The sequence below is a fragment of the Isoptericola nanjingensis genome, from assembly GCF_050311635.1.
Lineage (GTDB): Bacteria > Actinomycetota > Actinomycetes > Actinomycetales > Cellulomonadaceae > Isoptericola > Isoptericola nanjingensis.
In genome coordinates this window covers 141,016-165,008 of the sequence record NZ_JBNOZL010000006.1, presented here as the reverse complement: position 1 = coordinate 165,008, position 23,993 = coordinate 141,016, and the positions used below count along the sequence as shown (strand labels likewise).

The following is a 23,993-nucleotide window of genomic DNA, read 5'->3' as shown; positions in this document are numbered from 1 at the left end:
AGCGATGCGCGTCAAGGTGACGCTCCGGCGCCCCGACACCACGCACGACGACGTCGTCATCACCGCGGACGCGGGGGCGACCATCGGCGAGGTGGCGTCCACCCTGGCCCGCGTGGACCCGCGCGGGACGGGCACGGTCGGCGCCGGCCGGCGGACGATCGAGGCCCGGCTGCCCGGCCAGGACAGGCCCACGCGGCTGCCGGCCGACGCCGCGCTCGGCGAGGCGTGGATCGGCTCGGGCGCGGACGTGGCCATCGTCGAGCTCGACCGCCCGGGCTTCGACTACCAGCCCTCCCGGGACGTGCGCGCCACCCTCCGGTTCGCGGACGGCAGCGTGATCGACCTGCCCGAGGGCAGCTGGACGCTCGGGCGTGCGCCGGGCTGCGACGTCGTGCTGAGCGACCCGCTCGTGTCGAAGCAGCACCTGCGCCTCGACGTCTCGGACGTCGTCGACGTCGTCGACCTGGGCTCGGCCAACGGCCTGCTCGTGGACGGCGACCACGTGCAGCGCCTGCGCGTCGAGGGCAGCCAGCGCGTCACCGTCGGCGACACCGTGATGACGATCGAGCGGCGCAAGCCGCAGACCCTGACGGGCGTGGCGCCCAAGGCGGGGCCCGTGCCGTTCACGCGCTCGCCGCGCGTCGAGGCGCGGTACAAGGGCGAGGAGTTCGACGCGCCCGAGGTGCCCGCCGAGACCGAGCCGCAGCCGTTCCCGCTGCTGGCGATGCTGGCCCCGGTGCTCATGGGCGGGTTCATGCTCGCGATGGGCCGCGGCCTGATGTCGCTCGTGTTCATCGCGCTGTCGCCGATCATGCTGGCGGGCAACTACCTCACCCGGAACAAGCAGACGAAGAAGCGCAAGGAGCGCGACATCGCGCGCTTCGAGGAACGCCTGGACGCGCTGCGCGACGCCCTCGGGGGCGAGGAGGAGACGGAGCGGTCCGTGCGGCTGCGCGAGGCGCCGGCGACCCCGCACGTCTTCGCGGAGGCGATGCGGCACGGGCCGATGCTCTGGACGCGCCGCCCCGAGCACTGGAGCTTCCTCAACGTCCGGTTCGGGATCGGCACGATGCCGTCGCGCAACACCGTGAAGGACACGGCCAAGGGCGCGATGATCAAGGAGTACCAGGAGCGCCTGGACGCCGTCGTCGACAAGTACTCGACCGTCTCCGGCGTCCCCGTGGTGGAGAACCTGTACGACGCGGGCGCCATCGGCTTCGCCGGGCCGCCCGCCAAGGTGGCGGGCAGCCTCAACGCCACGCTGCTGCAGCTCACCGGCCTGCACTCGCCGTCCGAGCTGGTCGTGACGGGCATGGTGAGCCCGGTGTGGACCAGGTCCCTGCAGTGGCTCACGTGGATCCCGCACACCTCGTCGCCCCAGAGCCCGATCGAGGGCCACCACCTGGCCGACTCGGCGAGCGGCGCCGCTCGGCTCGTGGCCGAGCTCGAGGAGCTCGTCACCACGCGTCTGCGGGCCGCGCGCGGCGGCGCCCAGCGGCGCGGCGCGATCGACGAGGACGACGCCGCCCTGGAGCGGGGCAGCGACGTCGGGGGCAAGAAGGCGGAGGCCGGCACGAAGTCCGCGGTGCCCGCGGTGGTGGTCGTCGTCTCGGACGACATCGACGTGGAGCGGGCCCGCCTGGTGCAGCTCGCCGAGCAGGGTCCCGACGCGGGCGTGTACCTGCTGTGGATCTCCGCCGACACCGCGTACCTCCCGGCGGCGTGCCGCACCTTCGTGGACCTCGGCGAGCACGGGCCGCGCGTCGGCATGGTGCGGCTGGGGCGCTGGGTCGACGACGTCGAGCTCGAGGAGATCGACGCGACCGCGGCGCTCGACTACGGGCGGCGGCTCGCCCCCGTCTTCGACGCCGGCGCGATCGTCGCCGACTCGTCCGACCTGCCGCGCTCGGTGACGATGCCGGCGCTGCTCGGGCACGAGCTGTTCGAGGACCCGCGCGCCGTGCTGGAGCGCTGGCGCCAGAACCTGTCGGTCTACGACCGCACGCAGGCGGTGCCTCGCAAGCGCGCCGGGTCCCTGCGGGCCATCGTCGGCTCGGCCGGCCTCGACGCCCAGCACCTCGACCTGCGCAGCCAGGGCCCGCACGCCCTGGTGGGCGGCACCACGGGCGCCGGCAAGTCGGAGTTCCTGCAGGCGTGGGTGCTCGCGATGGCGGCCGAGTACAGCCCGGACCGCGTCACCTTCCTGTTCGTCGACTACAAGGGCGGCTCCGCGTTCGCGGACTGCGTGCAGCTGCCGCACTGCGTGGGCCTGGTCACGGACCTCTCGCAGCACCTGGTGCTGCGCGCGCTCACGTCGCTGCGTGCAGAGCTGCACCACCGTGAGCACCTGTTCAACCGCAAGAAGGCCAAGGACCTGCTGGAGCTGGAGAAGCGCGGGGACCCGGAGACGCCGCCGGCGCTCGTCATCGTCATCGACGAGTTCGCGGCGCTGGTTGGCGACGTGCCCGAGTTCGTCGACGGCGTCGTCGACGTCGCGCAGCGTGGCCGGTCGCTCGGCATCCACCTCATCCTGGCGACGCAGCGCCCGGCGGGCGTCATCAAGGACAACCTGCGCGCCAACACGAACCTGCGTGTCGCGCTGCGCATGGCGGACGAGTCGGACTCCAGCGACGTCGTCGACATCAAGGACGCCGCGCACATCGACCCCGCGATCCCCGGGCGCGGCGTGGTCAAGACGGGCCCGGGCCGGCTGCAGGCCTTCCAGTCCGGGTACGCGGGCGCCTGGAGCACCCGCGCCCCCGAGAACACGGCGATCGAGGTCGCCGGGCTGCACTTCGGCCGTGAGGAGAAGTGGGAGGAGCCGGTCGACCCGTCGGCCTCCGCCGACGAGGACGTGGACCTCGGGCCCAACGACCAGCAGCGGCTCGTGGCCCGGGTCACCGAGGCGTTCCAGGCGGGGCGCCTGCCCACGCCGCGCCGCCCGTGGCTCGACTCCATGGCCGACGCCTACGACCTCACGCGCCTGCACCAGCGCACGGACACCGAGCTCCTGCTCGGCGTCGCCGACATCCCCGAGCAGCAGGCGCAGCGCCCGCTGTACTTCAACCCCGACACCGACGGCCACCTGGGCGTGTACGGCACCGGCGGCGCCGGCAAGAGCACCGCGCTGCGCACGCTCGCCGCGGCCGCCGGCATCACGCCGCGCGGCGGCCCCGTGCACGTGTACGGCCTGGACTTCGCCGCCGGTGCGCTGCGGATGCTCTCGGCGCTGCCGCACGTGGGCACCATCGCGCGCGGAGACGACGTCGAGCGCGTCGTGGCGCTCATGCGGATGCTGCGCGACGAGCTGCTGCGCCGCGGGGAGGCGTTCGCCGCCGTCTCGGCGTCGAGCGTCACCGAGTACCGCCAGATCACCGGTCGCGCCGACGTGCCGCGCATCCTGCTGCTGGTGGACGGGTTCCCCGGCTTCCGCGACGACTTCGAGGTGGGCGCGGGCCGCGCCGAGTGGTTCGACGTCTTCCGCGACATCCTCAACGACGGCCGCGCGCTCGGCATGCACGTCGTCTTCACCGCCGACCGGTCGGGCGCCGTGCCGACGTACGTGCGCTCGATGGTGCAGCGCAACCTTCTGCTGCGGATGACCGACGACGGGTACCTGGCGTTCAACGCGCCCCGCGACATCATCACGGCGGACTCGCCGAACGGACGGGCCATCCTCGACGGCCTCGAGGTGCAGGTCGCCGTCATCGGCGGCACCACCTCCGTGTCGGCGCAGGCCGCCGCGACCGAGAAGCTCGGCCAGTCGATGGTGCAGGCCGGGGTACGCCCGGCGCCGGCGGTGCAGGTGCTGCCCACCGAGTACGGGGCCGGCGAGCTCCCGACGCACGTCGACGGACTGCCCGTGCTCGGCCTGGACGGCATCACCCTGAGCGCGGTGCCCTTCGACCCGACGGGCACGATGGTCGTGGCGGGCCCGCCCGGGTCGGGGCGCAGCAACGCGCTCGTCGCGATCGCCCGGGCGGTGCTGCGCGCCAACCCCGACGCGCGGATGTACCTGTTCGCGCAGGGGCGTTCCGCGATCGCCGACAAGCTGCCCTGGACCGAGGTGGCGACCGGGGTGGAGAAGGTCAAGGCGCTCGCGACGGACCTGCTCGCCGCCGTCCAGGACGAGGACGTGGACCCTGGCATCGTGGTCCTGGTCGAGGGCATCAACGAGTACCTGCAGTCGCCCGCGGACAAGCCGATCCAGGACCTCACGAAGGCGATCCGCAACAGCGACCACCTGCTCGTCGCGGAGGCCGAGACCGCGGGCTGGTCGGCGACCTGGCCGCTGCTCGGCGAGGTGAAGAACGGACGGCGGGGCCTCATCCTGCAGCCCGAGAACCTCGACGGCGACACCATCCTCAAGACGTCGCTGCCCCGCAGCGGCAAGGGGGAGTTCCCGGTCGGTCGCGGCGCATGGATCGCGCGGGGCAAGCAGACGCGGGTGCAGCTGCCGCTGGTGCTGGAGGACTGAGCCGGGCGGTCGGGGTGGACGCCGGTCGATGGGGAGGACTCCCCATCGACCGGCGCCGTCGCCCTCGGCTACGGTGCTGCCCGGCGGCGAGACGACGAGCTGCGTGACGACGAGGGGGAGCTGTGGCCGGGTACGACCTGTCCATCGACATGGAAGAGTTGCGCACTCTTGCCAAGGACCTGAAGACGATCAAGAACGAGTTCGAGGGCGCCGACGACCACGCGGAGGACGCCGCGGCCGCGACCGGCCACGACGACCTGGGCGGCAAGGTCAACGACTTCGCGGACAAGTGGCGCATCAAGCGCGAGGAGATGACCGAGAACGTGGTCAAGCTCCAGGGCATCGTCCAGCAGATCGCCGACACGTTCACCGAGATCGACACCGAGCTCGCCAAGGCGCTCGAAGACGCCGCCGAGAAGGCGAAGTAGGGGGAGACATCGTCATGGGTGACACGCAGTGGCAGAAGCTCGACGGGGACGCCGACCTCGTGCGCAGCAAGGGCAAGCGGTACCAGGACATCGCCGACGCGATCGGGCGCGCCACGGCGACTCTCGACGCCATCGTCGACGACGCGAGCACCACCGCGAAGTCGATGGACGAGACGAAGACCCTGGCGTCCGACGTCAAGGAGGACATCTCCAAGGCGACGGAGCGGTACCGGTTCACCGGGGACGCTCTCGTCGCGTACGCGTCGGCCCTGGACACGGCGATCTCCGAGTCGGAGACCGCGGCGGCCCAGATCGCGTCCCTCGAGGACGACCTCGCCGCCGCGCGCGCGACGGCGAACAACGCGCAGAACGACGTCGACGACCTGCCGAACGACGCGCCCCAGGGCGACGCCGACAGCGCCAACAGCGCCCTGTCGTCGGCCAACTCCCGCGTGACGACCCTCGAGTCGAGCCTGAGCTACTGGCAGGGCCGCTGGAACGACGCGAAGGGCGACAAGGACTCCGCCGCGACCACGGCGAAGAACAAGATCGACGAGGTCGTGACGGGCGACAAGGTCCACGGGCTCGAGGACGGCTTCTGGGACAAGGCCGGCGAGGTCTGGGACAGCATCTACAAGGTCGTCAAGGTCATCTGCGACATCGCGGGGATCCTGGCGATCTTCCTCTCCTGGGTGCCGATCCTGGGCCAGGTCCTCCTGGTGCTCGCGGCGGTCGGCGCGATCCTCGCCGTCGTGGACGCGGTGTTCAAGGCCGCCCGGGGCAAGGGCTCCTGGTGGGGCGTGCTCGGCGCGGCCGGCATGGCGGCGCTCACCCTCTTCGGCGGCAAGGCGATCAGCGTCGTCGCGAAGTACGCCAAGGCGCGCATGGTCGTCCAGACCGCGTCGCGCATGTCGCCGCAGAACGCGAAGAACGTCTTCGGCGCGGCCACCCTCAAGAGCACCCGCAAGATCTTCGCGCAGACCAACGGCCAGCGGGTCACGGAGGTCCTCAAGTCGCCGTTCATCCGGTCGGCGGGCGACAAGCAGATCGCCGGGCTGTTCCGCGGCGGGAACATCGGGACGGGGCTGAAGAAGATGTTCCCGAACCCGTTCACGGGCTCGGGGCTGCGCACGCTCTTCGGCAACGACGACGTGACCGACATGATGGGCGTCATGGGCAGGATCGACAGCCGGCTCCCCGGCAGCATCGGGACCATCCACTTCGACAACGTCAGCTCGGTGACCTCGTCGATCGCCACCATCGGCGGGTACAGCGTGACGGCCTTCAACGGGATCCGGAACGGCGTCGCGTTCGCGGGCGAGATGGGCGTCGGCGACTACGGCCAGGCGGCCTCCCCGGGAGTCAGCCTCGGCACGTCCGGCATGGGCGGCCCCTACGGCAACATCATCGGCGGCGGCCTGAGCCTGGCCGGAGGGTAATCGACGGGTGTGGCCGGCCTCGTGCCGGCCCGCGGGGGCCGCGCCTAGGATGGGCGCGGCCCGCAGCCTCAACCAAGGAGACCGACGACGTGACACGCAGGGTGGCCGGTTACGAGCTGAGCCTGGACGAGGGATGGGTGCTCGTGCCCGACGGGCTCGGCGACGTCGACGCCTGGGCCCGGGAGATCGCCGTCGGGCTCGTGCCGCCGGGCGCGGCGGAGGCCGAGGCCCGGGCCGACGATGCCGTGCCCCACCTCGACGGTGCGGAGACGCCCGTGGTCGATCCTGTCGAGTCCCTCGCGGACCGGATCGCCGACGTGGCACGGTCGGCGTCCGACAGCGGGATCGCGGCGCTCGCGGTGGCCTTCCTGGTCCGCCGGCCGGCGCTCGGCGACGTCGACGCGATGCTGACGGTGGTGGCGCAGGCAGGGCTCTCCGCCGACGCGTTCGCGGCGGACCTCGAACGTCTGGTCGCGGAGTCGGACGATCCGTCGTCCGTGTACGCCCAGGCGATCGACGGGACCGTCCCGGCGGGGGACGTGCGGGGAGTCCACCTCATGGTCGGCCACCTCGACCCCGACCTCGGCGACGGCGTCGCGCACCTGGAGGAGCGCGTCGCGCTGGGTGTGTTCCCGCCCGGCAGCCCGGACATGCTCGAGGTGACGGTGATCGCGAACGGGGTCTCGGTGTTCGACGACATGGCGCAGGAGGTCATCGACCTCCTCGCCGGCCTGACGGTGGAGCTGGAGGCGGCATGACCCGCAACGTGAGGTTCCGCGAGGGGCGGATGCGGATCGTGCTCCCGGGGACGTGGGCCAGCATCCCGCTGGAGGACGAGGAGACCGCCGTCGAGCACGTGCGGCGCCTCGTCCGGCGACAGGTCGGCAAGGCCGACCGGCTCGCACGGGCGCGCCGCGAGGCCACCCAGGAGGTCGTCGGGAACGTCCGCGCGGCGATGGCGGCGGGGGTGCACACGTACCTGATGTCCCTCGAGCTGTTGCCGGGGGTGCCGTTCCCCGCGGTGATCCTGGCCCTCGACGAGGAGTGGCCGGCGGCGTCGGCCGAGGCTCTGGCCGCGGGCGACGTGGCGCAGGCGCTGCGCGACGGGTACCCGACCGGCGAGGTGGAGCCGCAGCGCAACGGGCCGGTGGCCCGCGTGGTGGAGATGACCCAGGGGAAGACCGGCGAGGGCGACACCGTCCTGACGATGCGCCTCGAGTACCACATCCCGTATCCGGACGGTTCGAAGCTCCTGCTCGCGCGCGTCAACGTGCCGGGCATCCCGTCGGCGGAGCCGTTCGCGACGCTCTTCGACGAGATCCTCGACTCGGTGACCTTCATGGACTCGGACCACGACGGTCAGGAGGCGGGGCCGTCGGACGACGCGCGCGACGGCGCGGCCCGTCCCGGACCGTCGGAGCGGGCCGCGAGTTGACCTCCGCCCCCGACGAGGCCGCCACGGCCCCCCGCCCGCCGGGGACGGCGGCGCGCATGCTGCGTCCGCTCGGATATCTCCTCGTCGGCCTCGTGTGGACGGTGCTCGCCCTCGTGATCCTGGGGCTCGGCCCGGGCATCCTCGTCTACGTCGCCGTCGACGGGACGATGGAGGTGGGTGGCATCTGGGCCGGCCTCGTCGAGCAGCCGTCCGAGATGGTGGCCTTCTGCCTGGTCGTCCCGCTGCTGGTGGTGCTCTGGGGGCCGGGAGTGCTGTGGTACCTGCCGTCGGCGAGCTGGCCGCTGGCGGCGCTGTCCTTCGTCTACGTCGGCCGGTCCCTGATGCCGGGGTACGCCGACGAGCGGCTGTCCCGCACCACCCGCGTCGGGCGGGGCAGGACGATCGGGCTGCCGACCGTGGGCGGGGTCGCGCTGTCGCTCCAGCCGGTGCGCGAGACGGCGCTCACCCGTTTCCTCATGCGGTTCTACGTGTCGGGCTGGCTGCCCGACGGACGGATGTTCCTGGCGATGCTGCCGGCAGGAGCAGGCTGGTTGCTCGCGCTCGTGGGGTTGGCCCGGGACGTCCCGGCGCCGGCTCGGGCGGTCCTGCTCGTCGCGGCGGCGGCCCTCGTCCTGTGGAGCGTGGTGCTGGGGCGTCGTGCCTGGCGGCGCCGGTTCGACGGCACCGCGGCGCCGTCCACCACGAAGGGCTCGGTCGCCGAGCTGAGCGCCGGCGAGCGCAGGGCGCGGCTCGCCGAGCTGACCGCGCGCCGCGAGGCGCGGCAGCGCCGGTCGCCCGGGCGCTGACCGCGCGGTCTCAGTCCTTCGTGCCGCCGGTGGACGCCGCGCGGAGGGCGCCGGCCCGCCGCACCGTCAGGACGGCGCCGACCACGAAGACCACCACGATGAGCACGACGAGCACCGGGACGGCGCCCAGCTCGCCGAGAACCTCGAACCCGGCGAAGGCCCCCACCACCGCGAGGATCACGCAGACGAGCGTCGCGATGAGGACCGGGGTCTCGATCTTCTTCCTGCGCACCGGGTTCGACCCGTTCGGTGGCGTGGGCATGAGTGCTTCTCCTCGTGGCGCCGGCGGTGGTCGTCGTGGGCGACGACGACCGCACCCTACGCGGTTCGGCGCCGGAGCGCGCCGCCCGGCGCTCGTGCTCCGGCGGGTGGTGCCCCCGGTACCGGCCGGGCCACGGTGGTGACCCGGCCGAGCACCGGGCGGCTGTCATGGGGAGCGCTCCCCATCGACGGGTGCTCGGAGCGCCCGCTAGGGTCGTCAGCGGACGACGGATCGGCCGCTAGGGGGCCGGCCGAACCACCGATGAGCTGAGGAGCTTTTCATGGCGAACATGAACGTCACCTACGACGAGCTGCGGTCGCAGGCGGGTCAGCTGCGCAACGGTCAGCAGCAGATGACCGACATCCTGCACAACCTGCAGACGCAGGTGAACAACCTGGTGTCGTCGGGCTTCGTGACCGACCAGGCCTCGGGCGCGTTCCAGACGTCGTACGAGGAGTTCACGACGGGCACCACGCAGGCCATCGAGGGCCTCGAGGGCATGGCGTCGTTCCTGGAGCAGGCGGCGCAGACGCTGTCCGACGCCGACTCGCAGCTGGCGCAGGGCATCCGCGGCTGACGACGGTCAGGCGTGCAGGCCCGGTCAGAGGCCGGTGCCCAGGGGCGGTCCGGTTCACCGGGCCGCCCCTGAGGCGTCTGCGGCACCGATCGCCCGGGTCGTGACGCTGCGCACCACCGTGGACGACCCGCAGCACCCGACGACGCCACGGGTACGCGCAGTCCGCCCGAGCTCCACCCGTCGTCCCTCCCGGAGGTTGCCATGGATGCCCGCTCACGCCGCTGGTGGTTCACCGCTGTGCTCGTACTCTTCTTCGTGCTCTCGGCGGTGCGCCTCGCGCTCACGATCCGGCGCGACGGCGTCGAGGACGCCACGCTGTGGATCGCGTTGCTGGTGGTGGCGCTGATCGTCGTCGTCACGCTCGCGGTGGTCGTGCGCCGCGCGGGGGCCGTCGCCGACCACGTCGCGCGCCGGCGGCCGGGCGCCGTCGTCGTCCCGGCGTTCACCACCTCGGAGACGCTGGACGAGGCGCGGACGGCCGGCGCGCCGACGCGGGGGATCGCCCCGGTGGGAGGCAGCCCCGCGGCACTCGCTGTCGTCGGCGACAGGGTCGAGGTGTGGGTGCGCCGTGAGGCGGGCCCGCGCTGGGCGGTGCGGCGGGTGCCGGGCGGGACGACGCAGGTCGAGGCCGCCTACGGCACCCGCGAGACGCCGGCCCTGCGGGTGGCCGACGACGGTGCGACGGTGACCGTGGTGCCGGCGTACCACCCGCTGCGGGCGACGGGCGGCCTGGCCGGCGGCGACGTGGCGCGCGCGGTGCATGAGGTGTCGACCGCGTCATGACGGACGACCGTCGCCGGGCATACCGATGCCCGCGGCAGTCATGACCGACCGGCGAGACAATGCGTTCGCGAGGTGAGACAGATATGGCATCCTGGGTAAGGCTGGACCCCGACAGGTGAGGTAAGCCTCACCCGATTGCAGGAGAATCCTCCTAGAATCGAACGCCACGCATACCCGATCCGGAAGGCGTATCCCGCAGTGAGCAGCATCCGACCTCTGCGCGTCGCGATCGTCGGCGCAGGCCCCGCCGGCATCTACGCCGCGGACATCCTGTCGAAGACCGACCTCGACGTGAGCATCGACCTCTTCGAACGCCTGCCCGCCCCGTTCGGCCTCGTGCGCTACGGCGTCGCCCCGGACCACCCGCGCATCAAGCAGATCATCACCGCCCTGCACCGTGTGCTGAGCCGCGGCGACGTCCGCCTGCTCGGCAACGTGGACTACGGCGTCGACCTCAAGCTGGACGACCTGCGCCAGTTCTACGACGCCGTGATCTTCTCCACGGGCGCGATCAAGGACCACGAGCTGCCGGTGCCGGGCATCGACCTCGACGGCTCGTACGGCGCCGCGGACTTCGTGTCCTGGTACGACGGCCACCCCGACGTGCCGCGCACCTGGCCGCTCGAGGCCAAGGAGGTCGCCGTGCTCGGCGCCGGCAACGTCGCCCTCGACGTCGCGCGCATCCTCGCCAAGCACGCGGACGACCTGCTGCCCACCGAGATCCCGGCCAACGTCTACGACATCCTCAAGTCGTCACCGGTGACGGACGTGCACGTCTTCGCCCGCCGCGGCCCGGCGCAGGTGAAGTTCTCGCCGCTGGAGCTGCGCGAGCTCGGCCACGTGCCGGACGTCGACATCGTCGTCTACCCCGAGGACTACGACTTCGACGAGGGCTCCATGGCCGCCGTCGAGTCGTCCAACCAGACCAAGCAGGTCGTCAAGACGCTCACGGACTGGACCCTCGTCGACCCGTCGACGCAGACGGCCTCCCGCCGCCTGCACCTGCACTTCCTGCACGCCCCCGCCGAGATCCTCGGCGAGGACGGCAAGGTCGTGGGGCTGCGCACCGAGCGCACCGCGCTGCAGGGCGACGGCACGGTCAAGGGCACGGGCGAGCACCACGACTGGCCGGTCCAGGCCGTCTACCGCGCGGTCGGCTACTTCGGCTCGCCGCTGCCGGAGGTCCCCTTCGACGAGCTCAAGGGCGTCATCTCCAACCGCGAGGGCCGCGTCGTCGACCTCGACGGCGACCACCTGCCCGGCGTGTACGCCACCGGCTGGATCAAGCGCGGGCCGGTCGGCCTCATCGGCCACACCAAGTCCGACGCGTCCGAGACGATCCGCCACCTCGTGGAGGACGTCACGGGTGTGGGCGACGGCGGCGACGTCGCGACGGGGGACCTCACGGCCGGCCGCACCGCGACGCAGGCCGAGCCGCAGGCCGTGCTGGACTTCCTCGCCGACCGCGGCGTCGACGTCGTCGAGTGGGACGACTTCGTGCTGCTCGACGAGCACGAGAAGTCGCTGGGCGAGCCGCACGGCCGCGAGCGCATCAAGGTCGTGCCGCGCGACGAGATGCTCGACATCGCGAAGCGCCGTCGCGCCTGACGGATCGACCGAGGGCCCGGGCGGGAACCGCCCGGGCCCTCGGCGCGTTCATCCCGTGGGATCCTGCCGGCGCGCCGGCGCGGGCAGGGCGCACGGAAGGAGACGGCAGGACACATGGGCCACCAGCACTTCAACGGTCTCAAGACGGCGGCGCTCTTCGGCGTCATGTGGGCCGTGGTCCTCGGCCTGTGGGCACTGTTCTTCCGGGGCAGCGCGGGCATGCTCGTCGTCTTCGTGGGGATCGGCCTCGTCACGACGTTCGTCGGCTACTGGAACTCCGACAAGATCGCGATCCGGGCGATGCACGCGTACCCGGTGACGGAGCTCGAGGCGCCGGAGATGTACCGCATCGTGCGGGAGCTCTCCACGGAGGCCCGCCAGCCCATGCCGCGCCTGTTCATCTCGCCCACGCAGGCGCCGAACGCGTTCGCGACGGGGCGCAACCCCAAGAACGCGGCGGTGTGCTGCACCGAGGGCATCCTGCGGCTGCTCGACGAGCGGGAGCTGCGCGGCGTGCTCGGGCACGAGCTGATGCACGTGTACAACCGCGACATCCTCACGTCGTCGGTCGCGTCCGCGATGGCGGGCGTCATCACCTCGCTGGCGCAGTTCCTGCTGATCTTCGGCGGCGGCGACCGGCGCGAGGGCGGCAACCCGCTCGCGGCCCTGGCGATGGCGATCCTCGCGCCGTTCGCGGCGATGATGATCCAGATGGCGATCTCCCGGACGCGCGAGTACGACGCGGACGAGGACGGCGCCAAGCTCACGGGCGACCCGATGGCCCTCGCGTCGGCGCTGCGCAAGCTGGAGTCCGGCACGGCGAAGGCGCCGCTGCCGCAGACCCGCGAGCTGCAGAACGTCTCCCACCTCATGCTGGCCAACCCGTTCCGCGGCGCCGGTATGGCGAAGATGTTCTCCACGCACCCGCCGATGGCGGACCGCATCGCCCGCCTGGAGAAGATGGCCGGCGGCACGGGCTTCGGCCCGGGGGGAATCACCCGATACTGACGGCCCGTGCGACGCGCTCGGGGAGCGTGGCCGACGTCGGTCTGCCAGGCTGACCTGCGATGACCTCAGCCCCGCCGGGCGGCCGGGACGACGCGGCCGAGCCCGGGCAGCGCGAGCGCCCGCCGTCGCACCCGGACGCCGGCCACGCGCGCCTGCGTCGCTGGCAGGCGGCGACCGAGTGGCCGCTGACCGCGATCTCCCTGCTGTTCCTGGTCGCGTACGCCATCCCGATCGCGCGCCCGGAGGTCCCGCCGGAGGTACGAGCCGCCTGCTCCGTCGTGCTCGCGGTGACGTGGGCGCTCTTCGTCGTGGACTACGTCGTACGCGCCCGGCTCGCTCCCCGCCCGTGGCGCTACGTCCGCCGGCACCCGCTCGAGCTCGCCGTGGTCGTGCTGCCCGTGCTGCGCCCGCTGCTGCTGGTGTCCGTGGTGGTGCGCCTCAACCGGGTCAACGCCGTGCGGCTGCGCGGCCGGGTGGTGCGGTTCGCGGCCGCGGGCACGGCGCTCCTGGTGATCGTGGGCGCGCTGACGGTGACGCAGGCCGAGCGGGGCGCGCCGGGCGCCACCATCGTGAACCTCGGCGACGGGTTCTGGTGGGCGATGGTGACCATCACGACCGTCGGCTACGGCGACTTCACGCCCGTGACCCCGCTGGGCCGCGTCATCGCGGTCTGCCTGATGCTCGGCGGCATCGCGCTGCTGGGGGTCGTGACGGCGACGCTCTCGTCGTGGCTCGTGGAGCGGGTCACCGACACGTCGTCGCCGGACGACCGCCTGGGCGCGGTGCGCGGCCCGGCGGGGGAGGCGCCCGTCGGCCTGGTCAGCCAGGCGCAGGTGGCCCTGCTCGTCGCGGAGGTGCAGGAGCTGCGCGCCCAGCTCGTCGCCGACCGGGAGCGCGCGCAGGCTCAGGGGGAGAGCTCCGCGGAGTAGCCGTCCACGGGCGGGGACACGTCGAGCGCGGCCTCCAGCGCGGCGGCGACGCCGTCGTCGTCGTTGCCCGGCACGACGGCGTCCGCGCAGGCGAGCACCTCCGGGTGCGCGTTGGCGACGGCGTGCCCGCGGCCGGCCCAGCGCAGCATCGGCAGGTCGTTGGGCATGTCGCCGAAGGCCCACACGTCGCGGGCGTCGACGCCGAGCCGGCGGCACCAGCGGGCGAGCGCGACGTCCTTCGTCACACCGGGCGGCAGCAGCTCGGCCAGCCCGGCGGCGCCGGAGTAGTGCAGCTCGGCGCGACCGTCCACGACGCCGCGCACGCGGTCGAAGAAGGCCTCCTGGGCGTCGTCGCGGACGTCGCCGCGCTGCACGACGCCGAAGCCCTGCGTCGGCGTGCCCGGCCGGACGGCGAGGAGCTTGGCGACGGCGTCGTCCCCGCCGCGCAGCGCGTCCTCGACGGGCACGGCCCGCAGACCGCGGTCGAGCCCGGGCTCGCCGTCGGGGAACCAGGGGTCGAAGGCCGGGCCGCGGACGGTCTCGACGGCGAGGCCCACCCCGGGCACGGCCTCCCGCAGCCCGGCGACGAGCTCCTGCACGACGCCGTCGCCGAAGCCGCAGGCGTCCAGCGCCCGGCCGGACCCCAGGTCCCAGACCGCGGCGCCGCCCAGGGCGATGACCCGGCCGTGGCCGCCGACCAGGTCGGCCAGGTCGGCCAACCAGCGGGGCGGGCGGGCGGTGACGAAGACGACCTCGGCGCCCGCGTCCTCCACGGCCCGCAGCGCGGCGCGCGTGCGGGCGGAGACGGTGCCGTCCGAGCGCAGCAGCGTGCCGTCGAGGTCCGTCGCGACGACGCGCGGCAGCCCGCGGCGTGCGCCGCCCGCCCGTGCCGTCACCGGTAGTTGACGAACTGGACCGCGAAGTCCAGGTCCGCGCCCTTGAGGAGCGCGATCACGGCCTGCAGGTCGTCGCGGGACTTGCTCGTCGCGCGCACCTCGTCGCCCGTGATCTGCGTCTTGACGCCCTTGGGGCCCTCCTCGCGGATGAGCTTGGTGACCTTCTTGGCGTTCTCGCCCGCGAGGCCCTCCTTGAGGGAGCCGGCGAGCCGGTAGACCTTGCCGGACGACTGGGGCTCGTTCTCGCCCGTGTCGAGGGCCTTGAGCGAGACCCCGCGCTTGACGAGCTTGGTCTGGAACACGTCGAGGGCGGCGAGCACGCGCTCCGCGGAGTTCGCCTCGAAGACGATGGTGTCCTGACCGCTCCACGCGATGGACGCGCCCACCCCCTTGAAGTCGTACCGCTGGGCGATCTCCTTGGCGGCCTGGTTGAGGGCGTTGTCCACCTCCTGGCGGTCCACCTTGCTGACGATGTCGAACGACGAGTCGGCCATGACGGGCTCCTTCGGGTCGGGGGTCAGGGTTCGGTGACCACCGTAGTGCGTGCGCGCGCGGCCAGACGGGCGCTGCGCGCCTGGCGCGTGCCGTCGACGCTGAGGAGCACGAGCGCCACCCAGACGAGCACGAACCCGGCCCAGCGGGTGGGCGGCATGTGCTCGCCGAACACCAGCAGGCCCAGCAGGAACTGCAGCACCGGGGTCAGGTACTGCAGCATCCCGACCACGGACAGCGGGAGCCGGCGCGCGGCGGCCGAGAAGAGCAGCAGGGGCAGCCCCGTGATGACGCCGCAGGCGGCGAGCAGGAGCGCGTGCCCCACGCCCTCCGTCGTGAACGTGCCGACGCCGGTGGCGCCGAGCACCACGAGGTACACCAGGGCGAACGGGGTCGCCACGGCCGTCTCCGCGGCCAGCCCGGGCAGCGCGCCGACGTCGCGCCCCACCCGGTTCTTCACAAGGGAGTAGAGCCCGAAGGCGCCCGCGAGGACGAGCGCGATCCACGGCAGGCCGCCGACCCCGGTGGAGATCACCACGACGGCCGCGGCGCCGAACCCGAGCGCCAACCACTGGGCCACCCTGAGGCGCTCGCGCAGCACGAGGACGCCGAGGAGCACGGTCAGCAGCGGGTTGATGAAGTACCCGAGGGCGGCGTCCAGCACGTGGCCGGAGAGCACGGCGTACACGTACGTGGTCCAGTTCGCGATGATCAGCACGGACGCGACGGCGAGCGCGCCCATGACGCGCCCGTTGCGCAGGACGGCGACGAACGACCCGAACGTGCGCGTGACGAGCAGGAGCACCACGCAGAACACGAGGCTCCACACGACGCGGTGGGCGATGATCTCGACGGGGCCGGCGGGCTCGAGCAGCGGGAAGAACAGGGGCATCGCGCCCCAGAGGACGAACGCCGAGAGGCCGAGCGGCAGCCCCCAGCGGTCGGGGGAGGAGGGGGACGTCACCGCCTCAATGTAGGACCCGGGGGACGGTGCGGGCGGTCGTGACGCGGGCCACGGCGAGACGATTTCCGCCGGGACCCTCCGGGGCGTTATGGTTCTACCCGCGAGCTCGTCCGCGAGCCCGCACGGCAGGTTGCCCGAGCGGCCAAAGGGATCTGACTGTAAATCAGACGGCTCAGCCTTCGGGGGTTCGAATCCCTCACCTGCCACCGCGACGGACGGGGCGCCCCCCTCGGGAGGCGCCTCGTCCGACGTCTGGAGGGGCCCGCACGGGCCCGGCGCACGATGTGATCGAGCGGGCATCCCGCGGATTTCATCAGGTGCCGAGAGCCGTGTAGAGTCTTCTCCGCTGCCCCGATAGCTCAGTCGGCAGAGCGTCTCCATGGTAAGGAGAAGGTCAAGGGTTCGATTCCCTTTCGGGGCTCTGTGATGTGACGCGGGACCGTCGTCCTCATCTGAGGACGCATGGTCCTGCGTTCCGTCACGCGCGGCGGGGTAGCTCAGCTGGTCAGAGCGCACGACTCATAATCGTGAGGTCGCGGGTTCGAGCCCCGCCCTCGCTACCGACATCATCACGGTTCGACGGCCGGCGTCGGACCGGCCTGTTCCTTGATTCACGTGGCGCCTTCCGGGGGCGCGAGAGGTGACACACCATGGCTGCCAAGAGCGCGGACGTCCGCCCGAAGATCACGCTCGCCTGCGTGGACTGCAAGGAGCGGAACTACATCACGAAGAAGAACCGCCGCAACGACCCCGACCGTCTCGAGCTGGCGAAGTTCTGCCCGCGCTGCGGCAAGCACACGTCGCACCGCGAGACCCGCTGACCCAGCCCTCGACGGATCACCGCACCGACGTGGCGAACCCCGACTTCGCTGGCCGCGAGTACCCGGCCACCGCCCCCTACTCCGTGGGGCGCGAGAAGCTCCGTGAGTTCGCCTCCGCCGTCGGTGCCGCCCACCCCGCGCACCACGACCTCGTGGCGGCGCGGGGTCTCGGCTATCCGGACCTCGTCGCGCCCCCCACGTTCGCCGTCGTCGTCGCACAGCGGGCCGAGGCGCACTACGTCCAGGACCCGGACGCCGGGATCGACTTCTCGCGCGTCGTCCACGCGGACGAGAAGTTCACGCACCACCGGCCGATCGTCGCGGGCGACGAGCTGGTCACGGTGCTCCACGTGGACTCCGTGACCGAGCGGGCCGGCATCGCGATGGTGACGACACGCTGCGAGATCTTCACGGCCGCGGCCGGCGACGGCGCCCGCGAGCCCGTCGCGACCGTCTCCTCGAGCCTCGTGATCCGCGGGGAGGACTCCTGATGACCCGCCCCGCCCTCGCGGACCTCACCGTCGGAGACGTCGTCGCCACCGGGACGGTCGAGCTCGACCGAGCCCGCCTCGTGCGCTACGCCGGGGCCAGCGGCGACTTCAACCGGATCCACTGGGACGAGTCCTTCGCCACCGGCGTCGGGCTGCCCGACGTCATCGCCCACGGGATGCTGACGATGGGCTCCGTCGTCGGCGTCGTCGCCGACTGGGCGGGGGACCCGGGCGCCGTCGTCGCCTACCAGACGCGCTTCACGAAGCCGGTCCCGGTCCCGCACGACGGCGCCGCCGTCGTCGAGGTCTCCGCCGCCGTGGGCGCGATCGACGCGGACGCCGGCACGGTGCGCGTGGACCTCACGGTGACGCACGAGGGCGCCAAGGTGCTGGGTCGCTCGCAGGCGACCGTCCGCCTCTCCTGACCTTCCCTCCCGCGCGCGAGCGCGGCCGCTGATCTCGTCGCGCCGAGGCGCGACGAGATTTTTTACGTCTATCACTTCCCATGAAACGGGATTTCACGGTTCGATGACGAGGTGCGCCCGTGAGCGCACTTCGTCCTCGAGAGGAGCACTCCCCGTGAGATCCGTACGACGACGCACCACCGGGCTGGCAGCCGCCGGCCTTCTCCTTCCCCTGGCCACGATCCCCGCGGTCGCCGCGGGGGCCGGACCGTCCACCGCCCCCACGTCCGACGTGACCTGCGACGCCGTCGTCGCCGCGCCGGACCGGGAGTCCGCGTTCGCCGCCGCGAGCGACGCCACCGGCGTCCCCGCCGACCTGCTCAAGGCCGTCTCCTACATGGAGTCCCGCTGGGACCAGCACGCCGGCACCGCCAGCGCCGACGGGGGCTACGGCCTGTTCAACCTGCTCGACCACGCGCCCGAGGCGCCCGACGGGGCCGGCAAGGACGCCACGCCCCGCGCCGCCGTGAGCGAGCTCGACCGCGCCGCCGCCCTCACCGGGCTGTCCGCGGCCGAGCTCCGGTCCGACGCCGCCGCGAACACCTGCGGCGCCGCCGCGCTGCTGGCCTCCTACCAGGGGGACGCGGGGCAGGGGGCGGGCGACGGTCTCGCGTCCTGGGGCGCGGCCGTCGCGCGGCTGGGCGGCTCGCCGTCGTTCGCCGACCGGGTGTACTCGACCCTGCGCCAGGGCGAGAGCCGCACGACCGACGACGGCGGACGCGTGACCCTCGCCGCCCGGCCCGACGCCGTCCTGCCCGAGGCGTCCACGGCCGCGGCGAGCGACGCGGCCGCCGACTGCCCGCCCGACCTGGGCTGCGAGTGGCTGCCCGCGCCGTACGCGAAGGGCAGCGCCGACCTGCCCGACAACACCGGGAACTACGGCAACCACGATCAGGCCGACCGCACGGGCGAGGGCGGTCCGTCGATCGACTACATCGTCATCCATGACACGGAGACGGCGTACGAGCCGAGCGTGCGGCTGGTCACCGACCCCACCTACCTGGCGTGGAACTACACGCTGCGCTCGTCGGACGGGCACGTGGCGAACCACCTCGAGCCCTCCGACGTCGGCTGGCATGCGGGCAACTGGTACATGAACATGCACTCGATCGGCCTGGAGCACGAGGGCTGGGCCGGCACGTCGGGCTGGTTCACCGAGGCGATGTACCAGTCGTCGGCCGAGCTGGTGCGCTACCTGGGCGAGAAGTACGACGTCCCGCTCGACCGCGCCCACGTCATCGGGCACGACCAGATCCCCGGCATCCTGCCCGGGTCCACCAAGAGCGTGCACTGGGACCCGGGGCCGTACTGGGACTGGGAGCACTACTTCGACCTGCTCGGCGCGCCGATCGGCGGCGGCCTGGACCCGACGGCGGACGTCGCGCCGGGCGACGTCGTCGAGGTGGTCGCCGGCTACGACGACAACGCGAACCCGGTCACGGGGTGCGCGCAGGCGTCGCCGGGCTCCGGGGACTGCGTCGCGGGCGCGGGCACGAACTTCGCCCTCGCCTACCAGGCGCCGTCGCTCGACGCGCCCTACGCCCGTGACCCCGGCTGGAAGCCGGGCGGCGCGGACGGCACGACCTACGCCAGCGACATCAGCGCGCGTGTGAACTCGGGCCACAAGCTCGTCGTCGCGCAGGTGCGGGGCGAGTGGCTGGGCGTGTGGTGGGCCGGGTCGCTGGCCTGGATCCACAACCCGGCGGACCGCCCCGTGGTCGTGCCGAGCACCGGGCAGACGGTGACCGTGGGCGGCGACGCGGCGGCCGCGATCTACGGCCGCGCGTACCCGGAGGGCGCGGCCTACGCGCCCTACCCGGGCATCACGCCGCAGGCGGTCACGCCCATCGAGTACACGATCGGCGCCGACCAGAGCTACGTGGTCTCGGACGACACGGTCACGACCGACTACTACAACGCCAAGTCGTTCGACGGCTCGATCCCCGACGACCGGACGGACGTGCGCGGCGAGGACGCCTACTACCAGCTCTGGTACGCGCACCGGCAGGTGTTCACCCGCGCCGCGGACGTGACGCTGCACGACCCTGTGGTCACCGACGTCGAGGGGCCGAGCATCGAGGGCAGGGCGAAGATCGGCAAGGTGCTCACCGTGGACCCGGGGGAGTACCTGCCCGGGGACGACACCGACGTCGACGTGCAGTGGCTGCGCGACGGCGAGCCCGTGCGCGGAGCGGACGGGACGCGGTACCACCTCACGGGCCGGGACCGCGGCGCGGACATCGCGGTCGAGGTGACCGTGTCCGCGCCCGGCTACACGTCCGCGACGTTCACCTCGGACGCCGTCGGTCCGGTGCGCCCGCACTGAGCCCCGCGAGATAGAGAAGGGATCCGGCCTCTCTGTCTCCCGGGGTCACCAGTTGGGTGTGGCCCCCGGGACGTTGCGGGGCAGCTTCACGTCGTGCGGGTGGATGACGTACGCGATGCCGTCGGTGGACGTCTGCCACACGCGCTCGAAGTTCTCGCGGGTGTAGACGTTGCGCACGTCGGCGTCGGTCGCCTTGTTGGGGTCGTTGATGACCGGGTCGCCGTCGGCGGTGAAGCCCACGATGGTCACCAGGTGGCCGTCGGTGCCGTAGCCCGCCTCGGGCATCTCCTCCTTCGCGAAGTTGATCGAGACGACCAGCGGGATGCCCGCGGCGATGAACCGCTCCGCCTCGGCCAGGGAGCGCAGCCGCGTCACGAACGTCTCCAGGCCGTACTCGTGCGCGTACGCCGTGTTGAACGGCCAGTTGCCCGCGCCCTCGTAGGTGTAGTCCCACGCGTTGATGGCGGCGTGCGCCACCTGCGGGTCGCCGTTCGGGGCGACGATGCCCTCGAGCCGGTCGGCGGGCACCCGGTACTTCTTGCCGTACGAGTACTGGATCATCGTGGTCGACGTCGGCGAGCACCACACCTGGCCGCCGCCCCCGAACTCGGGGTACTCGCCGATGTGGATCAGCTGCGAGTAGCCGGGCACGTCGAGCTCGACCGCGCGGCCGAGCGTGAAGTCGCTGGTGCCGGTGTACGCGGAGTCGGGCAGGTACTCGTTGGTCATCGTCGTCACGCCCGACAGTCGCGGGGTCGCCGTCGACCCGGCCGGCCGGTAGAGCGTGACGCGGGTCTGGAAGGCCTCGGGCTCGTGGCCCGTGCGGGCCACGAACGTGTCGGTGTACAGGGCGGCGTCGGCGTCGTTCTGGCCGTCCAGCGACGTGCGGTGGATGTCGCCCACCGAGCCGTCCTCGGGCGCGAAGTCGGCGCCGGACGCCCAGCGGCCCATGACGAACCACTTGGTCCAGGCGCCGTCGGCCTTGCGGCCGCGGAACTCGACCTCGACCCACGTGCCGGTCGGGGTCGTGGCGTTCCAGGAGGTCAGGGACTCGTCGACGGCGTACCCGGTCTCGACGACCGGCGACGTCCACGTCCCCGTCTCGTAGTCCACCGCGCTGCCGTCGCCGAACGGGTCGGTGTACGCCGTGGTGGGCCCGCCGGCGGCGCGGATCCCCAGGGTGCCGCGCGCCCCGGGGCGCAGGTTCTCCCACTCGCCGTGCCGCAGGTCGTCGATGCCCTGCCAGTGGGTCGTGGTGATCTTGTTGCCCGACGTCGCGGTGTCGTCCGGCGGTGCGGCACCGGCGGCTCCCGCCGTCGGTGCGATCACCGCCCCCGCTGCCAGGGCCGCCGTCGTCGCTCTCATCCAGGTCCTCCGCACCATGCCTGTCACGGTCCCTCCCCAGGGACGGGGGCGTGGGACGGTCCCCTCCGCCCGTTGGCAAAGACTTTCCCAGAAACTGTGGCGTGTGTCACGACCTTGCGCGGGGCCGTGGCCCATGGCCGGAGGGCGGGGGAGGTGGCGGGGTGCGGTCAGGCGGCCAGCTCGGCGGGCACGTCGTCGTCGTGCCGCACCGCGAGCGATGTCACCGCCCGGGTCAGGCACACGTACAGGCGCCGCAGCCCGGACCCGCGGTCGGTCTCGCCGGCCACGATCCCCGCCGGGTCGTCGAGGACGACGTGGTCGTACTCCAGACCCTTGGCCAGGGACGCGGGGACCAGGTCGAGCCGTGCGTCGAACTCGGTGGCACGGTCGGCGCCCTCGGCACCGTCGGCGCTGTCAGCGACCTCCGCCGTGAGGTCCTCCTCGCCGACGACGGCGAGCTCCAGCCCAGCCGCCTGGAGCCGTCTGCGCGCGGCGGCCACGCCGGCGTCCGGCACGATCAGGCCCACCGAGCCCTCCCGCGCGAGGGCGGCCCGCACCAGCTCCTCGGTCGGCGCCGTGGTGAGCAGCAGCTCGCCGCGGGCCCGCCGCACGGCCACGGGTGGCGCGAGCGTGGGCGCGATCGTCGGCAGGAGGCGCGCCGCGTACTCGATGACGTCGCCGGGCACGCGGAACCCCGCGGTGAGCTGCTCGACGTGCGCGTCGGGCTTGCCGAGGTGATCGAGGGCGTCCGTCCAGGAGCGCACGGCCCACGGCGTGGTCGCCTGGGCGAGGTCGCCGAGCACCGTGAGCGAGCCGGTGCGGGCCCGGCGCCCGAGGGCGCGCAGCATCATGGGGGACAGGTCCTGGGCCTCGTCGACGACGACGTGCGCCACCGACGGCGCCCGCTCCAGCAGGTCGGCGAGCTCGTCGAGCAGCACGAGGTCGGCGAGCGTCCATCGCGCCGCCCCCACGCTCCGGGGCGGTGCGGCCCAGGTGAGCTGCTGCTGCTCGGCCGGGGTGAGGAGTCCGTCGGCCGTCGCGGCGAGGAAGTCCGGGTCGCCCAGCAGTCGGTGCAGCAGCCGGGCGGGCGTGAGGACCGGCCAGAGCGCCGCGGCGTAGTCCTTCACGGGCTTGGTGCGCGCGAGGACGTCCCAGGCGCGGTCGTCGAGCGCGTCGCCGGCCGCCTCGATCTGCTGCAGGATCCGGTGCGCCAGCGCGTACCGGAGCTGCTCGCGCCCGGCGTCGTAGCGCAGGTCGCGGCCCACCACGTGCGCGACGGCGTCGCGGGCCTCGTGCGCGGGCACGCGCCAGCGGCGGGAGCCGCGCGGCAGGACGAGCGCCTCCGCGGGCTCGCCCAGGTGCGACCACACGGCTCGGCGCAGCACCTGCGCCATGCGGGCGTCGCCCTTGAGGCGGGCGACCTCGGCAGTCTCGGTACCGCGCAGGCGGCCGTGCGCCGCGACGAGCTCCTCGACCGTCGTCTGCGTGGCGTCGACCTCGCCGAGGGCGGGCAGCACGTCCCGGATGTAGCGCAGGAAGCTCGAGTTCGGTCCGACGACGGTCATGCCGCGCCGCGTGACCTGCTCCCGGTGCGCGTACAGCAGGTAGGCCGCGCGGTGCAGGCCCACGGCCGTCTTCCCCGTGCCGGGCGCGCCCTGCACGACGACGGTGCGGTCGAGGTCGCTGCGGACGATGACGTCCTGCTCGGGCTGGATCGTCGCGACGATGTCTCGCATCGGCCCGGTGCGCGGGCGCTCGATCTCCTGTTCAAGGATCTCCGAGTGCTCGGCCGCGGTAGCGCTCGCACTCGCGCTCGCGCCGGACAGCACCTCGTCCTCGAACCCGGTGAGCACGCCGCGTGCGAAGCCGTACCGGCGCCGGGTGGCGACCCCCATCGGGTCGTCCCGGGTGGCGCGGTAGAACGCGGCGCTCACCGGGGCGCGCCAGTCCACGACCAGCGGGTCCCCGGCGGTGTCGGACACGTGCCGCCGCCCGACGTGGAAGACCTCGCCACCGGCCGGCTCGTCGTGGTCGAGCCGGCCGAAGAAGAGGGGCACGTGGGGGTCGTCGGCGAGCTGGGCCAGGCGGCGGGCCAGCGTGGCCTCGAGCACCTCGGCGCTGATGCGGTCGCCGGCGTGGGCGGTCAGCCCCGCCGTGCGCTCGCGCATCCGGGCGAGCTCCTCGCGCGCCCGCTGCAGGTGTGCCCGCTCCCGGTCGAGCTCGGCAGGGGACACGGCGGGCACGGCTGACCTCCAGGGCGGCGGGTGGGAGCCGCAGGACATTACCCGGTCGGGCCCGCCGGGGCAACGCACCCGTGGGCGGGCGCTCCGCTGGATCGACGCCGGCCGAGGGATGTGATCTGCGTCCCAGCGGTTGGCATCGGAGCGAGGTGACCCTAAGTTAGGCCAGGCTGACCTCACTT

The 23,993-nt window shown here is 73.1% G+C and carries 21 protein-coding genes and 3 tRNA genes; 18 read left to right on the top strand and 6 right to left on the bottom strand.

Annotated elements, in window-relative coordinates:
• The first annotated feature begins 4 nt into the window (after window positions 1-4).
• The 6 genes from ACQP6G_RS13370 (at window position 5) to ACQP6G_RS13345 (ending at window position 8,585) form a co-directional block, all read left to right on the top strand.
• Complete coding sequence (locus tag ACQP6G_RS13370) at window positions 5-4,477, top strand: type VII secretion EssC family protein (RefSeq protein WP_429764869.1); 4,473 nt, start codon at window positions 5-7, stop codon at window positions 4,475-4,477.
• Window positions 4,478-4,599: 122 nt separating this feature from the next.
• Window positions 4,600-4,905 (top strand): hypothetical protein, encoded by a 306-nt coding sequence (locus ACQP6G_RS13365; RefSeq protein WP_429764867.1) that lies wholly within the window; start codon window positions 4,600-4,602, stop codon window positions 4,903-4,905.
• A 14-nt stretch (window positions 4,906-4,919) separates the two neighbouring features.
• Window positions 4,920-6,344: a hypothetical protein gene (locus ACQP6G_RS13360; RefSeq protein WP_429764865.1), complete on the top strand. Its 1,425-nt coding sequence runs from the start codon at window positions 4,920-4,922 to the stop codon at window positions 6,342-6,344.
• 89 nt (window positions 6,345-6,433) lie between these two features.
• Window positions 6,434-7,102 carry a hypothetical protein gene (locus ACQP6G_RS13355; protein ID WP_429764863.1) on the top strand — a complete coding sequence of 223 codons (669 nt, stop codon included), beginning with the start codon at window positions 6,434-6,436 and terminating at the stop codon, window positions 7,100-7,102.
• On the top strand, window positions 7,099-7,779 hold the full coding sequence (locus tag ACQP6G_RS13350; protein ID WP_429764861.1) for a hypothetical protein: 681 nt from the start codon (window positions 7,099-7,101) through the stop codon (window positions 7,777-7,779). The genes ACQP6G_RS13355 and ACQP6G_RS13350 overlap by 4 nt, the downstream gene beginning before the upstream one ends.
• A complete protein-coding gene (locus ACQP6G_RS13345) occupies window positions 7,776-8,585 on the top strand; it encodes a hypothetical protein (RefSeq protein ID WP_429764860.1) in 810 nt (269 codons plus the stop codon). Before ACQP6G_RS13350 ends, ACQP6G_RS13345 begins: the two co-directional genes overlap by 4 nt.
• A 10-nt stretch (window positions 8,586-8,595) precedes the next feature.
• Here ACQP6G_RS13345 and ACQP6G_RS13340 read toward each other — a convergent pair whose 3' ends face one another.
• Window positions 8,596-8,847, bottom strand: coding sequence for a hypothetical protein (locus tag ACQP6G_RS13340; RefSeq protein WP_429764858.1), 252 nt, complete (start codon window positions 8,845-8,847; stop codon window positions 8,596-8,598).
• Between the two features lie 280 nt (window positions 8,848-9,127).
• On the opposite strand from ACQP6G_RS13340, the gene ACQP6G_RS13335 reads away from it, so the two are divergent.
• The 5 genes from ACQP6G_RS13335 (at window position 9,128) to ACQP6G_RS13315 (ending at window position 13,752) form a co-directional block, all read left to right on the top strand.
• On the top strand, window positions 9,128-9,424 hold the full coding sequence (locus tag ACQP6G_RS13335) for a WXG100 family type VII secretion target (RefSeq protein ID WP_344246257.1): 297 nt from the start codon (window positions 9,128-9,130) through the stop codon (window positions 9,422-9,424).
• 201 nt (window positions 9,425-9,625) lie between these two features.
• The gene (locus tag ACQP6G_RS13330) at window positions 9,626-10,207 is read left to right on the top strand and encodes a hypothetical protein (protein WP_429764857.1); all 582 of its coding nucleotides are present in this window, start codon (window positions 9,626-9,628) and stop codon (window positions 10,205-10,207) included.
• 198 nt (window positions 10,208-10,405) lie between these two features.
• Complete coding sequence (locus ACQP6G_RS13325) at window positions 10,406-11,815, top strand: FAD-dependent oxidoreductase (RefSeq protein ID WP_429764856.1); 1,410 nt, start codon at window positions 10,406-10,408, stop codon at window positions 11,813-11,815.
• A gap of 114 nt (window positions 11,816-11,929) precedes the next feature.
• Window positions 11,930-12,823 (top strand): zinc metalloprotease HtpX, encoded by an 894-nt coding sequence (gene htpX / locus ACQP6G_RS13320; protein ID WP_429764854.1) that lies wholly within the window; start codon window positions 11,930-11,932, stop codon window positions 12,821-12,823.
• 59 nt (window positions 12,824-12,882) lie between these two features.
• Complete coding sequence (locus ACQP6G_RS13315) at window positions 12,883-13,752, top strand: potassium channel family protein (protein ID WP_429764852.1); 870 nt, start codon at window positions 12,883-12,885, stop codon at window positions 13,750-13,752.
• On the opposite strand, the gene ACQP6G_RS13310 is transcribed toward ACQP6G_RS13315, so the two are convergent.
• The 3 genes from ACQP6G_RS13310 to rarD are packed head-to-tail and all read right to left on the bottom strand — an operon-like array spanning window position 13,728 to window position 16,104.
• The gene (locus tag ACQP6G_RS13310) at window positions 13,728-14,648 is read right to left on the bottom strand and encodes an HAD family hydrolase (protein ID WP_429764850.1); all 921 of its coding nucleotides are present in this window, start codon (window positions 14,646-14,648) and stop codon (window positions 13,728-13,730) included. The two genes, ACQP6G_RS13315 and ACQP6G_RS13310, sit on opposite strands and share 25 nt — an antisense overlap.
• Window positions 14,645-15,142 (bottom strand): YajQ family cyclic di-GMP-binding protein, encoded by a 498-nt coding sequence (locus tag ACQP6G_RS13305; RefSeq protein WP_429764848.1) that lies wholly within the window; start codon window positions 15,140-15,142, stop codon window positions 14,645-14,647. The genes ACQP6G_RS13310 and ACQP6G_RS13305 overlap by 4 nt, the downstream gene beginning before the upstream one ends.
• A 23-nt stretch (window positions 15,143-15,165) precedes the next feature.
• Window positions 15,166-16,104: an EamA family transporter RarD gene (gene rarD, locus ACQP6G_RS13300; protein ID WP_429764846.1), complete on the bottom strand. Its 939-nt coding sequence runs from the start codon at window positions 16,102-16,104 to the stop codon at window positions 15,166-15,168.
• A 124-nt stretch (window positions 16,105-16,228) separates the two neighbouring features.
• Here rarD and ACQP6G_RS13295 point away from each other — a divergent pair.
• From ACQP6G_RS13295 to ACQP6G_RS13265, 7 genes are all read left to right on the top strand, one after another.
• Window positions 16,229-16,310: transfer RNA gene (locus ACQP6G_RS13295), tRNA-Tyr, on the top strand.
• 142 nt (window positions 16,311-16,452) lie between these two features.
• Window positions 16,453-16,525 (top strand) — tRNA-Thr (locus ACQP6G_RS13290).
• Window positions 16,526-16,590: 65 nt separating this feature from the next.
• A tRNA-Met gene (locus tag ACQP6G_RS13285) sits at window positions 16,591-16,664 on the top strand.
• A 90-nt stretch (window positions 16,665-16,754) separates the two neighbouring features.
• The gene (rpmG, locus tag ACQP6G_RS13280; protein WP_079572326.1) at window positions 16,755-16,925 is read left to right on the top strand and encodes a 50S ribosomal protein L33; all 171 of its coding nucleotides are present in this window, start codon (window positions 16,755-16,757) and stop codon (window positions 16,923-16,925) included.
• Between the two features lie 29 nt (window positions 16,926-16,954).
• Window positions 16,955-17,416, top strand: coding sequence for an FAS1-like dehydratase domain-containing protein (locus ACQP6G_RS13275; protein ID WP_429764845.1), 462 nt, complete (start codon window positions 16,955-16,957; stop codon window positions 17,414-17,416).
• A complete protein-coding gene (locus ACQP6G_RS13270) occupies window positions 17,416-17,841 on the top strand; it encodes a MaoC/PaaZ C-terminal domain-containing protein (RefSeq protein ID WP_429764843.1) in 426 nt (141 codons plus the stop codon). The genes ACQP6G_RS13275 and ACQP6G_RS13270 overlap by 1 nt, the downstream gene beginning before the upstream one ends.
• Window positions 17,842-17,995: 154 nt before the next feature.
• Complete coding sequence (locus ACQP6G_RS13265) at window positions 17,996-20,206, top strand: N-acetylmuramoyl-L-alanine amidase (protein ID WP_429764842.1); 2,211 nt, start codon at window positions 17,996-17,998, stop codon at window positions 20,204-20,206.
• Window positions 20,207-20,251: 45 nt separating this feature from the next.
• On the opposite strand, the gene ACQP6G_RS13260 is transcribed toward ACQP6G_RS13265, so the two are convergent.
• Window positions 20,252-21,571 (bottom strand): C39 family peptidase, encoded by a 1,320-nt coding sequence (locus tag ACQP6G_RS13260; protein WP_429764841.1) that lies wholly within the window; start codon window positions 21,569-21,571, stop codon window positions 20,252-20,254.
• Window positions 21,572-21,738: 167 nt separating this feature from the next.
• Entirely contained in the window at window positions 21,739-23,814 is a 2,076-nt protein-coding gene (locus ACQP6G_RS13255) for a HelD family protein (RefSeq protein ID WP_429764838.1), read from the bottom strand.
• Window positions 23,815-23,993 lie beyond the last annotated feature (179 nt).